The 12,093-nt window shown below is 72.9% G+C and carries 10 protein-coding genes; 4 read left to right on the top strand and 6 right to left on the bottom strand.

Annotation, left to right across the window (positions count from 1 at the left end; genetic code table 11):
* Position 1: 1 nt before the first annotated feature.
* Complete coding sequence (locus PPSIR1_RS02580) at positions 2 to 1,873, bottom strand: histone deacetylase family protein (protein WP_006969420.1); 1,872 nt, start codon at positions 1,871 to 1,873, stop codon at positions 2 to 4.
* 303 nt (positions 1,874 to 2,176) lie between these two features.
* Here PPSIR1_RS02580 and PPSIR1_RS02575 point away from each other — a divergent pair, with 303 nt between their 5' ends.
* Positions 2,177 to 3,841: a B12-binding domain-containing radical SAM protein gene (locus PPSIR1_RS02575; protein WP_006969419.1), complete on the top strand. Its 1,665-nt coding sequence runs from the start codon at positions 2,177 to 2,179 to the stop codon at positions 3,839 to 3,841.
* A 16-nt stretch (positions 3,842 to 3,857) separates the two neighbouring features.
* Positions 3,858 to 5,003 (top strand): non-hydrolyzing UDP-N-acetylglucosamine 2-epimerase, encoded by a 1,146-nt coding sequence (gene wecB / locus PPSIR1_RS02570; protein WP_006969418.1) that lies wholly within the window; start codon positions 3,858 to 3,860, stop codon positions 5,001 to 5,003.
* Here wecB and PPSIR1_RS02565 read toward each other — a convergent pair.
* The 5 genes from PPSIR1_RS02565 to PPSIR1_RS02545 form a co-directional block, all read right to left on the bottom strand.
* On the bottom strand, positions 5,000 to 5,560 hold the full coding sequence (locus tag PPSIR1_RS02565; protein ID WP_006969417.1) for a TlpA family protein disulfide reductase: 561 nt from the start codon (positions 5,558 to 5,560) through the stop codon (positions 5,000 to 5,002). The genes wecB and PPSIR1_RS02565 overlap by 4 nt on opposite strands.
* 113 nt (positions 5,561 to 5,673) lie before the next feature.
* Positions 5,674 to 6,501 (bottom strand): hypothetical protein, encoded by an 828-nt coding sequence (locus tag PPSIR1_RS02560; protein WP_157595137.1) that lies wholly within the window; start codon positions 6,499 to 6,501, stop codon positions 5,674 to 5,676.
* Between the two features lie 25 nt (positions 6,502 to 6,526).
* On the bottom strand, positions 6,527 to 7,210 hold the full coding sequence (locus PPSIR1_RS02555; RefSeq protein ID WP_006969415.1) for a glycosyltransferase family 2 protein: 684 nt from the start codon (positions 7,208 to 7,210) through the stop codon (positions 6,527 to 6,529).
* Positions 7,211 to 7,359: 149 nt separating this feature from the next.
* A complete protein-coding gene (locus PPSIR1_RS02550; protein WP_157595136.1) occupies positions 7,360 to 8,442 on the bottom strand; it encodes a prenyltransferase/squalene oxidase repeat-containing protein in 1,083 nt (360 codons plus the stop codon).
* Positions 8,443 to 8,453: 11 nt separating this feature from the next.
* Positions 8,454 to 9,599, bottom strand: coding sequence for a radical SAM protein (locus tag PPSIR1_RS02545; RefSeq protein WP_006969413.1), 1,146 nt, complete (start codon positions 9,597 to 9,599; stop codon positions 8,454 to 8,456).
* 89 nt (positions 9,600 to 9,688) lie between these two features.
* On the opposite strand from PPSIR1_RS02545, the gene PPSIR1_RS02540 reads away from it, so the two are divergent.
* Together PPSIR1_RS02540 and PPSIR1_RS02535 are read left to right on the top strand one after the other, a co-directional pair.
* Positions 9,689 to 11,509 (top strand): hypothetical protein, encoded by a 1,821-nt coding sequence (locus tag PPSIR1_RS02540; protein WP_006969412.1) that lies wholly within the window; start codon positions 9,689 to 9,691, stop codon positions 11,507 to 11,509.
* Positions 11,502 to 11,963, top strand: a complete 462-nt coding sequence (locus tag PPSIR1_RS02535) for a hypothetical protein (RefSeq protein ID WP_006969411.1) — start codon at positions 11,502 to 11,504, stop codon at positions 11,961 to 11,963. Before PPSIR1_RS02540 ends, PPSIR1_RS02535 begins: the two co-directional genes overlap by 8 nt.
* The last annotated feature ends 130 nt before the right edge of the window (positions 11,964 to 12,093 follow it).

Here is a 12,093-nt window from a genome sequence, read left to right as displayed (position 1 = left end):
ATCAGCTCGTCGCGGACCCGAGCTCGAAGCGCGCGAGGGCCTCGACGGCGTCGGCCCGGGCGCGCCACTGCGGACCAAAGCGCGCCTTCAGGGTCGGGCTCGTCGCCAGCACCAGCGCCGCGGGCTCGTAGGCGCGCCCGGCATCCCGAAGCCCAGACCCCTCAGGCTCGAGCACCCGGCCGTCCTCGACGGCGCGGCTGGCCTCGTCGATGGGCAGCTCGCCCGCGGCGGCGCGCAGCGCCCGGAAGCGGCCCTCCGCGAGCGGATCCAAAAAGCGCATGCGCCCGTGCCAGCGCGCGGCGACGTGGAAGTGCGAGGGCACGACCACGATGCCGTCGAGGCCCAGGCGCTCGCAGATCATGACCATCAACAGCGAGCTCTCCTCGAACAGGCCCAGGCCCGGGTGGGCCTGGCCGGGCAGCGCCACCCGCCCGCCCTGCCAGCTCGCGCGCGGGTTCTGGAGCAGCAGCCACTCGATGCGCAGCAGCTCGAAGCCCGGGGCGGTCCGTCGATCCCGGCTGAGCCGGGCCTCGACGAGCAGGTGCTCCGCCGCGCTCCCCTCGCGAGTCTGCGCCCGCCCCCACACGCGCACCGTGTCGCCGGCGCTGTCTCGCCGCCCCCCGTCGACGACCATCTCGACCCGCGGCTCGTAGCCCAGGTCGCGCAGGCGCGCGAGCAGGCCGTAGCGCTCGAGGCCCAGCTCCACCCCAGACAAGGTGTAGTAGCCCAAAAAACGCGCCGGGCCCGGGTCGGGCGGGGCCACGCCGAGCAGGTCCGACTCGTCGAACACCAGCTCGCCCGGGGCCGTGCCCGAGAGCTCGCTGGGGTCGAGGACGCCGGCGAGGTCGCGGTAGCGGCTGAGGGTGATCGCCTCGGTCGAGGGCAGCCGCGGCTTCGCGGGCCCGCCCAGACCCGCGATCAGCCCGCGCGCCGAGTGCCGCCACGCCCCGCTCCCGTAGCCGCCGGCGAGGAGCCAGACCACCGACTCGACGCCCCGAGCCCGGAGCGCGTCGAGCACGAAGCGATCGCGAGCGAGCATGGCCTCGGCGCTGATGTGCCAGTTGCCGAGCGGGTCGTCGTCGGCGGGGTCGCAGCCCGCGAGGTAGAACACCAGGCTCGGCCGGTGGGCGTCGAGGGCCCGGGGCAGGTGGCTGCGCAGCGCCCCGAGGTAGTCGCGGTCGCCCACGTCGTCGCCGAGGGCGATGGCCGTGGAGCTGACGGCCTGGGTCGGGGCCCAGTGGCGGTTGTGGATCGAGAAGGTCCACACCGAGGGATCGTCGGCGAACATCAAGCGCGTGCCGTCGCCGTCGTGCAGGTCGAGGTCGACGACGCTGATCGGCCCGGTGAAGCCCGAAGCGCGCAGCTCGGCGATGGCCACGGCGACGTCGTTGAGTAGGCAAAAACCTCCGGCCCGGTCGCGGCGCGCGTGGTGAAAGCCGCCGCCGAGGTTGACCGCCAGCTTGTGCCGACGCCACGCGGCCCGGGCCGCGAGCATGGTGCCGCCGACCATGGCCCGCTGCAGCTCGACGATGGCCGTCGCCGGACCTGGAGGCACGACCTCCCCGAAGGCCTGCTCCATGACCGCCGCCGACTCGAGGCGCTCGAGGTAGGCCTGGTCGTGGACGCGGGCGAGCTTGACGAAGGCCGCAGGGGTCGGCCGCACGACGCACTCGGGGCCGACGAGGCCCTCGCGGACCAGCGCGCTGAGGATCCGCTCGCCCCGCATGCCGTCGACGGGCACGCTGGGGAACTCGTGGCGGTAGTGGTGCCCGTGCACGACGACGACGCGCTCGCCCCACACCCGCGCCGCCGCGCGCTGGACTCGCCGTCGCCACGCCAAGGGGACGGTCGAGAGCTCGCCGAGGGCGGGCACGCCGGGGACCCACGCCCGCCAGCTGCTCTCCTGTTTCGCGGGTCCTTGCCCCGCGCGCCGTGTCGACCAATCCAAAAGCTCGCTCTACTCTCGAGTTAATCTAGCCCGAAAGAACAGCGTTTCCAGCGCACGTTGGTGGCATTGTCTCGCACCCTCTGCGGCCCCGAGCACACGCCGGAGCCAGCGCCCCAGCGCAGCGAACGCAGAGCCTCCCCGTGCTATCGTCGAAGCCGAGCGCGCCGTGACCGGGGGATCGTCCATGGGTGCAGGGCCAGGCCCCTGCTCGAGCGGGAGGTCGCCGCGATGAACCGCGCCCTGCCCCTGGTCGAGCTGCGCGTGCCCAAGGCCAAGGGTCCCGGCGAGGCCCTGCGCGTCGCGCTGATCAACCCGCCGACGATCACCGCCCCGCGCAGCTTCAGCTACTACGGCGCCGTGCCGCCCCTGGGCCTGGCCTACGTCGCCGCCGTCGCCCGCGAGGCCGGCCACGAGGTCCAGGTCATCGACGCGACCGGCGAGGCCCTCGGCTCGACCCTGACCCGGCAGACCGCCGCCGGGCCCCTCGACGTCACCGGGCTGAGCATCCCGCAGATCGTCGGCGCCGTGGATCCGCAGACCCGGGTCATCGGCATCTCGCACATGTTCCTGCACCAGTGGCCGCTGCTCAAAGACCTCGCCGAGGCCCTGAAGCACCGCTACCCCCACGCGACCATCGTGCTCGGGGGCGAGAACGCGTCGTCTTTTTGGGCGCACATCCTCGACCACTGCCCGCAGATCGAGGCCTGCGTCCTGGGCGAGGGCGAGCACACCTTCCTGCGCCTGCTCGACGCGCTGGCGCGGGGCGAGGCGCTGACCGGCGTCCCCGGCCTGGCGATCCGCGCCCCTCATGACCACCCTGACACGGGCCGCAGCGGCGCGCCCATGAAGACCGCCCCGGCCGCGCGCATCGCCGAGCTCGACGCCCTCCCCCGCCCCGCCTGGGACCTGTTCCCCGTCGACGCCTACCTCGACCTGCGCCGCAGCGGCGGGGTCGACCGCGGCCGCTCCATGCCCCTGCTGACCAGCCGCGGCTGCCCCTACAAGTGCAGCTTCTGCTCCTCGCCGCAGATGTGGACGACCCGCTACCAGCGGCGCAGCCCCGAGCGGGTCGTCGACGAGATCGAGGGCTACGTCGAGCGCTACGCCATCACCAACGTCGACCTCAACGACCTGACGGCGATGCTGACCAAGGACTGGATGATCGAGTTCGCCAAGGCGATGATCGATCGCGGCGTCGAGGTCAGCATCCAGCTGCCCAGCGGGACCCGCTCCGAGGCCGTCGACGCCGAGGCGGCGCAGTGGCTGTACCGGGCCGGCGTGCGCAACTTTTGTTACGCGCCCGAGAGCGGCTCGGCCCAGACCCTCGAGCGCATCCACAAGAAGGTCAAGCTCCCGCGCCTGCGCGCCTCCCTGGACGCGGCCATCGAGGCCGGCCTGACCACCCACGCGAGCATCATCATCGGCTTCCCCCACGAGGGCCCGCGGGAGCTCCTCGACACCTACGGCTTCGTGCTCCGGCTCGCCCTCGACGGCCTCGACACCGTCGCGGTCATGGTCTTCGCGCCCTACCCCGGCAGCGAGGAGTACGAGCGGCTGCTGGCCGAGGGCAAGATCATCCACGACGAGCTCTACTTCTACTCCTCGCTGCTGCGCTCGGCCGGAGCGACCCGCAGCGTCCACCCGCGCTGGACCGCCGAGCAGCTCGCCCGGCTGCAGCTGGGCTTTTTGCTCAGCTTCTACGGCCTCGCCTACGCCCGCCGACCCCAGCGGCTCGTGGCCGTGGGCAAGCGCGTGCTCGCGGGGCGCCAAGAGAGCGTGATGGACCAGTTCCTGAGCACCAAGCTCGCCCAGCTCAACCCCTTCGCGCGCAAGCCCAAGGCCGCCTCCAAGGGCGCGCCTCGTGCCCGCCCGAAGGCCGCGAGCCCCGCCTGAACGTCCCCCACCGTCCATGGCCTCCACCCCCCGCCGCGTCCTGTGCGTGCTCGGCACGCGCCCCGAAGCCATCAAGTTCGCCCCCCTCGTCCGCGAGCTCGACTCCCGCGGGGCCAGCTTCGCCGTGGGCGTGTGCAGCACGGGGCAGCACGCCGAGCTCTTCGACGTCGCCGCGCGCTGCTTTGGCCTGCGCACGGACTGGCGCCTGGACCTGATGGAGCCGGGCCAGAGCCCGAGCGAGTTCCTGGCCCGGGCCCTGCGCGCCCTCGACCCGGTCATCGCCGAGTTCAGCCCCGACATCGTGCTCGTCCAGGGCGACACCACCAGCACCCTCGCCGGCGCCCTCGCGGCCTACTACGGCCGGCGCCCCGTGGGCCACGTCGAGGCCGGCCTGCGCAGCGGCGACCCCTGGGCCCCCTTCCCCGAGGAGCAGCACCGGCGCATGGTCGACCAGCTCGCGCGCTGGCTGTTCGCGCCCACGGCCAGCGCCCGCCAGAACCTGCTGCGCGAGGGCCACCCGCCCGAGCACATCCACGTCACCGGCAACACCGGCGTCGACGCCCTGCGCTGGCTCGAGCGCCGCGTCGCCGAGCCCGAGCGCGTCGCCGAGCTCGACGCCACCCTCAGCCAGCTCGGCCTCCCGAGCACCGCCGCGCTGCAGACCAGCGAGCGGAGCCTGGTGCTCGCCACCGTCCACCGCCGCGAGCACGGGCCCGAGGCCCTCGCCGGCATCTGCGAGGCCCTGCGCGCCGTCGCGGCCTTCCCCGAGGTCGACCTGCTGCTGCCCGTGCACCCCAACCCGCGCGTGCACGCGGCCATCGCCAGCGCCCTCGAGGGCAGCGCCGTGCGCCGCGTCCCCGCCCTCGACCCCGAGCGCTTCGTCGGCCTGCTCCGCCACGCCCGCCTGGTCATCACCGACAGCGGCGGCGTCCAGGAAGAGGCCGCCACCCTCGGCGTCCCCGCGCTCATCGTCCGCTCGCGCAGCGACCGACCCGAGTCCGTCGCCAGCGGGGGCAGCCGCGTGGTCGGGCACGAGGCCGCGTCGATCATCGCCGCGGCCGCGCGGGTGTTGGACCGGGAGCCGCGGGGCGCTCACGAGCTGCGCGAGCCCTTCGGCGACGGACAGGCGGCCGTGCGCATCGCCGACGTGTTGGCGCTTTAGTTACGTTCCTCGAGCAGCGCTTCCACTTCGCGGCGCAACATCGACTCCGGCACCAACCCGATGTGCTGGTGGCGAATCACCCCCTCGCCATCGACGAGCACCAGGTGGGGAATCCCGCTGACCCCGAAGGCCCGGCCCACGGAGCCGTCGTCGTAGACCTGCGGAAAGCCCACGCCCAGCTCCCGGGTCATGGCGATGACCTGGGGGCGCCGGGTCTCGAGCGCGCCCCGGTCGAGGTTGACCCCGTAGACCCACAGCTGCTCGTGCTCGTCGTAGAGGGCGTCGATGCTCGGGAGCTCCTGGCGGCACGGCCCGCACCAGGTCGCCCAGAAGGTCATCAGGGTCACGTGGCCCTGGAGGTCGGCGGCGCTGAGCGCCGTGCCGTCGTCGAGGGTGGTCTGGAAGTTGGGTACGGGCTTGCCGGCCTGGGCGGGCTCCGAGCCGCCGAAGCTGCAGCTGACGTCCGCGCCGCTGAACATCAAGGCGCCGACGCCCACGAGGACGGCGAAGCAAGCGGCGAGCTGGATGCGGGCGGAGCGGATCTCGTCGGGGTCCATGGGCGCGGAGCGGAGGGCAAGCGGGGTACCCTCGGGATCATTCCACAGCAATGAACAACCGGTACCCGATGGCTCCATTTCGGGTTTGAGGAGGGACGGGGGAAGTCGAGCCGTCATCGGGCCGCCGGCTCGGGCGCCACGGGCCGGCTCGTCAGCTTCGCCGTGAAGGTCGTGACGCCGATGCTAGGGTCCGGACCGATCAGAAAGTCGACGCTCGATCCAGCCTGGACCTTCACGTCGATCGAGTAGTCGACCGGATCATTGCGCATCGCGGTCGAGAACAGCAGCTCGCCATCGACGAGCACCCGCGCCTCGCAGCCGCCGCTCCAATTTTCTCCCCACGGCATGGTCTTACCCGCTCGACCCGAGATCGAGATCTCCGCCGCCACCGGACTCTTCCAGCGCCGCACGGCCCAGTGCTCGACTTGCTCGTGAGATCCCAGCGGCATCGCGGCGTTGGGGTGCCCGCCCTCGGCCCACAGCGAGGTGTAGACGCGACCGTCCTCCAAGTACCACAGCGGCCCGGTGACGAATTCAGAGTGCGCGCTCAGGCCGTTGATCGGATCGTCGCCGAAGTGCTGCAAGAGCTGGAAGTCCTCCCTTGGCGAGTAGCGCCCATCGGCGTCCGCGGATCGATCCCAGTACCCGTAGAACCAGCCGTGCTCGCCCTGCTCGCCCGAAAAGTCTGAGACCGAGTCGGCCGAGACCTCCCCGGGCGACGCGCGCTCCTCCGCGGGAGCTTCGACCGAGGCTCCCCCAGGACGGTGCTCGCTCGCCGCATCGGCGCCGACGCAGCCGACGCACAGCGCGAGCGTCCACCCCCCAACCGAGGACGCGATCTGCCGGGAGTGAACTAGGCGGGAATGAATTCGGCGGCAGCGATCCTCGACCTCGTCGAGGAGGGCGTCGATGCTGCGCACGAACAAGAGGCGCTCGGCCATGGAGAACAACAGGTGCGGCTCCGAGCTAGCGAACGCCCAGGCGCGTCAGGGCGATGCGCTTGACGATGCGCAGCCCGTCGCGGACCCGAGAGAAGTCCGTGGTCCCGGCCTCCCGCGGGCTGCGGACCACGGGCACCTCGACGACCTGCCCGCCGCGCGCGACGATCTGGCAGAGCATGTCGGTCTCGATGTCGTAGTGCCGCGCGTGGATGCGCAGGCCCTGGAAGGTGTCGCGGCGCAGGGCTCGAAAGCCCGCCTGGGTGTCGGTGACCTTGGCCCGGAAGGCGAGGTTGAACAGGCCGTTGATGGCCTGGGTGCCGACGCGGTTGAGGCCCGAGATGGCGCCGGGCTCGAAGGTGCCCAAAAAGCGCGAGCCGATCACCAGCTCGACCTCCTCGGTGAGGGCGTCGACGAGCAGGGGAATCTCCGAAGGGTCGTCCTGGCCGTCGGCGTCGAGGAGCACGACGACGTCGCCGCGCAGGTAGGGCTGGGCGTAGGCCAGGGCCGCCCCCTTGCCGCGGTTCTCGGCCAGGCTGAGCACGCGGGCCCCCGCCTGAACGGCGATCTTGGCGGTCTCGTCCCGGGAGCCGTCGTCCACGACCACGACCTCGTGCAGGTCCGGCGTGTGCTCGAGGCAGCCGGCGATGACCGAGGCGATGGCCTCGGCCTCGTCGTGGGCCGGGAGCAAGACGGTGACGGAGCGGGGCATGACTCGGGCCAGGTCATGAGTATCAGGGGAGTTTTCGCGGGGCCAGGGTTCGCGCGCAGTGGCGTCGAGGCAAGCCTCGCGGGCACTCCCGGGGAGCGGGCGACACTGCGACGACGCCGCGCCCGTACGCGCGGAGCGGTTCGGGCGAGTCAAGCGAGCCAGGGATCGGCGAGACCGATCCCTGGCTCCGCGCGAAGCTGCGCAGCCAGGACCGTGCGCAGGGCCTGGACGGCGAAGGCGGTGCACCAGCTGTTGAGGTCGGGCGAGGCATCGGGCCCGGTCCCAACTCCTGGCTCGAGGTAGCTCAGGGCGCCCAGCGGATGCTGACGCCGGGCGAGGGCCTCGACGCCCGCGGCGATGGCCGGGGCGTGGGCCCGCGGATCGACGGCGGCCCACAAGCGCACCGCCTGGGCGATGACGTCCGAGGGTCGACGCCCCGCTTCGAGGGCGCTGTCTTCGGGGCTTCGGCCCTCGCTCAGGACCCAGCACGGCAGCGCGCCGTCGGGCTCCTGGATGCTCGCCAACCACGCGGCGCCGCGGCGCAGCTGCGCGTCGAGGGGGTCGCTCGCCCCCCGGAAGCGGCGCAGGGCCAGGGCGCCCTCGAGGGCGTAGCAGCTGGCGTGGACGTAGCTGCGCCCGTCGTCGTCGGCGAGGCCAAAGCGACCGCCGCGCTCGAGCTGAAGCAAGGGCTCGAGCTTCGCCAGCGCGGCCCCGGCCTCGGCGGCCAGCTCGGGCCCGAGCTCGAGGCGGACGCGGCCCAGGGCCCAGGCCAGCTTGAGCTGGTGGCAGGCCCAGCGATCGCTCCACCGCCGCGAGCCCGGCTCGACCCCCGAGCCCGGCCAGCGCGTGGCCACGGCGTGGACCAGCCCGCGCGCGAGGCCGCGAAGCGACGCCTCGTCGACCGCGACCCCGGCCGCCCGCGCGGCGAGCAGGCCCGAGAGCGCCATGGCCGAGTCGAAGGTGTAGAGCCGCCCCGCCCGGCCGACGTAGCCCCGGCCCTCGGCGTCGACGTGGATCCGCGCGCTCAACCACCGAGCCGTGCGCTCGAGGGCCGGCGAGCCCGGGCGCGCCTGGGCCACGACGCTGAGCCACAAGCCCGCGGCCTCGGGGTAGGCGTAGCCCGGGTGCGCCGCGTTGACCCACGAGGGGATGGCCCCGCCGTGGTCGAGGGCGAGCTGCTCGAGCCAATCGAGCATGGCGGCCACGCGCCGCTGGAGCTCCGCCGTGTCCATCACCGGGCCCTTCACCGAGCGAGGACCAGCCGGAGCGAGCGTTTGGCGGTCTGGGAGAGCGTGTGCGCGGGGTTGCCCGCGAGGGCGGGGTAGGCCTCGCAGGGCGTGAAGCAGCCCCCGCACGCCAGTCGCTGGACCTCGCCCCGGGCCTGGGCCACCTCGTCGCCGTGCCACAGCGTCGCGAAGCTGTGCTCGCGCAGGTTGCCCAGCGGCCGATCCCACACGTGGCAGGGGTAGAGCTCGCCCTCGGGCGAGATGAACGCGGTGCTGCGCAGGGACTCGCAGGGGATGCCCGAGCTCTCGCCGCGCTCGACGAATTCGAGGTTGATCAGGAAGGCCAGCTCCATGAGATCGACGAGGGACTTGGGCGGCCCGCGGCGCTCGACGTGCTCGCGCACCGCCCCGCCCCGCGGGCGCCCGGGCGCGGGCTTGAGCTCGGGCGCCAGGCCCTCGCGGTCGCCGTTGCCAAAGAAGTGCTCCGAGATCTGCAGGCGGTTCCAGTGCCACTCGCGGGCCTCGAAGTCCGGGAAGCGCTCGCGCAGCGCCGCCCCCAGGGCCTCGAGGGTGGGCTGGCTCTCCCGCGTCAAGGTCGTGCCCACGAACACGTCGACCCCGTCCATGGCCCGCAGCGCGGCGAAGGTGTCCATGGCCCGGGCGAAGGCGCCCTCGCGCCCGCGGATCTGGTCGTGCACCGCCTCGGGCCCGTCGACGCTCACCGTGACGATGAGCTGGATCTCCGGGCGCTCGGCGATGAGCTCGGCGCAGGTCTCGACCACGCGCTTGGTGAACCATCCGTTGGTCGGGAAGTGCAGCACCGTCAGCGCCTGGGCCGTGCGCGCGATGGTCAGCATCAACGCCTTGGCGTCCTTGCGCAGGAAGGGCTCGCCGCCCGTGACGTCGAGCCAGGTCAGGCGCGGGAGCTGGCGCATGATGTCCGCGATCTCGGGGACCGAGAGCTCGTCGCGGCGCGGGTCCTCCCAGGTCCGGCACATCGAGCAGCGCAGGTTGCAGCGCCGGGTCACGTCGAGCACCAGGCGGTTGGGCGAGTCCGGCCGGCGCACCCAGGTCTCGGTCAGACGACCGATCATCTCGGCGCGCTTGCCCAGGCGGGCGAGCAGCGAGGCCGTGCGGGCCGGAGCCTGGGCGGGGGAGTCCAAGGACCGTCAGCATATCAGCCGCGCGCCGCCCCGGCTCCCGCCCGCCCGGTGTGCCTTTGCGTCGGACTCGGGCATCATGGGCCCGCGCGATGGAGTCCAGCGACACGAGCAACGCGAAGCCCGCAGGGCTCGTCGGCGTCCTGAGCCGCTGGTCCGTGGTCTGGGGAATCACCGCGCTCTTCGTCGTCGCCGGGCTCGCCCTCGGCCTCGGCGGCCGGGCCCTCCACGACGAGGGCGTGCTGACCTGGCACTACGCCAGCATCCTCGCCGCCGAGCCCGTCGCGGGGCTGTTCTTTCAAAAGCTCCGCCCGGTCCTCGCCCTCGTCTACGCCCCCGTCGCGCTCCTTGGCTTTCGCGCCTTCGTCGTCTTCCACGTCCTCGTCGCCGCCGCCGCCATCCCGCTCTCGGCGGCCACCGCCGCCAAGCTCGGCCAACGCCACGTCGCCGTGCCGGCCCTGGTCCTCGCGACCTCGCCGCTGCTGCTGATGACCGCCGCGGGCGGGCACTCCAACGCCGACCTCGTCACCGGCCTGCTCCTGGGGCTGTTCCTCATCCACGTCCGCGACCGACCCGTCGCCGGAGGGGCCGTACTCGGCGCGCTGCTCCTGGTCCGCTCCGAGGTCGCGCCGATGCTCGCGGTGATCGCCGCGGGCGAGCTCGCCCTGGCCTGGCGAGCGGCGGACAGCCCCTCGCGCGAGGCCCGACTCGGCGCGCTGAAGACCGGGCTCGTGCCCGGGCTGGCCATGGCGATCGTGCCCGTCGTCTACGTGCTCTTGGGGGTGCTCTACCACCGCGATCTTTTGTGGGCGCTGCACTACCCGCCCACGCTCACCGCGCCCGCCGACAGCACCTGGGTCGAGAGCGGAGACTTGCCGCGGCGCCTCGTCGAGAGCGGCGAGGCTCTGCTCGCGCTGAGCCCGGCGTGGGGGCTGGCGCTGCTGTTGCGGCCGCGGGAGCTGGTCGTGCGCGAGCGGTGGATCGGCCTGGGTGTCGCGGTGTGCGTGGTGTTGCTGCGCGGGCTGCCGATGATCGGGCTGTTCAACTTCGACACCTCGCCGCGCTACTTGATGGTCGCGCTGCCTGGCTTGGCGCTGATCCTCGGGCGGCAGCTCGAGGGCTTTGGGCGCCACGCGGGCAGCGACGATGGCGACGGGACTCGCCCTGTGGCGTGGGGCGGCGTGGTCAGCCTGCTGCTCCTCGGCCTGCTCGCGGCCCTCGCCTTCGACACCCTCCAGCTCCGCACCGAACGCGGGGCCGCGCCGCCCCTGCTGGCCTTCGTCGGCGTGTGGGCGCTGTGCCTGGCGCTGTCCTTCCTGCGCCCGCGCGTGCGCCCGATGGCGGTGACCGTGACCTGGGTGGTCGCGGGGCTGAGCGCGGCGCCCTTGCTCGGGCCCGGGACCGGGCTGGTCGTGCCGCGGCGCACCCTCGACGGCATCGCCACCTGGTGGGTCGAGTCGGGCGCGCACGCGGACGGGTTGCCGGTGATCACCAACTTCCCCCTGACCCGGCCGTGGCTCGAGCACGAGGGCTTGCTCGACGATCCGGACCGCGTCCAGCTGATGCTCCAGCACGACATGGTCCACGAGCTCGACGCCCTCCTCGACGCGGAGGTCGGCCAGGACGAGGCGATCCTGCGCGCCCTCGACAGCCACTTTTACGGCCGGCCGATCCTGGGTCGGGAGCGAGACGGCAGCGAGGTCGGCGAGGGCCGGCACCCGCGGGACTGGAGCGAGGGGAGCGTCGTGATCTTCGTCGACGACGAGCGCCTCGACCGGACCATCGACCTGGAGCTGTGGCACCGACACCTCGACATCGAGGTGCAGCAGAGCTCGGGCGGCAACGCGGGGCTGCTGATCGGGCGCATCGTTCACTGGCCGCGGCCGCCTGCGGAGGAGGGCAGCGGTGACTGAGTGGATCGACCGCGCGGTGGTCGGGCTGGCGGTCGCGCTCGCGCTGTTTTGCCTGGGCCGCTACGCGCAGATCAGCTTGGCGATCGACTTGGAGACGCACGAGGTCGTCAACGAGGCGCCGCCGCGCCCGCCTCCGCCGCCGCCCTATGGGGAGGAGGCGCGGGCGCTGCTGGGTGGGCTCGAGCCGGGCACCGAGGTCGCGCCTGGGTGGGAGGTCTTGCGTGTCGAGGGGCCACTAGATGATGGGGCGATCCGCGTGGTCCACCGACGTGAGGCGCAAGAGGTGAGCGTGTGGCTTCGGCCGCGGGGGAACGATGAGCGGCCGCCGCCGGCGCATACGGAGAAGTGGGATGTGTTCTACGACCGGCCGAATCCGCCGGAGCCTCGGATGGCGCGAGAGGCGCTGACTGCGATGATGAACAACGTGGTCGAGCGGGTCGCGGCGAACGAGTAGGCCCCTGGCGGCCGTCTGTTGGCCTGGAAGGCGGATCCGCTCCTGGACTGGCCAACCATTCGGCCGCACGCACGATGATCAAATGGTCTGACCAGTTGACCATAAAACCTCGAGGTGACATGGTCATTGA

This window comes from Plesiocystis pacifica SIR-1, from assembly GCF_000170895.1.
Classification (GTDB): Bacteria; Myxococcota_A; Polyangia; order Nannocystales; family Nannocystaceae; genus Plesiocystis; species Plesiocystis pacifica.
The sequence above is the reverse complement of the archived record's forward strand: the minus strand, read 5'-3'. Positions and strand labels throughout refer to the sequence as shown.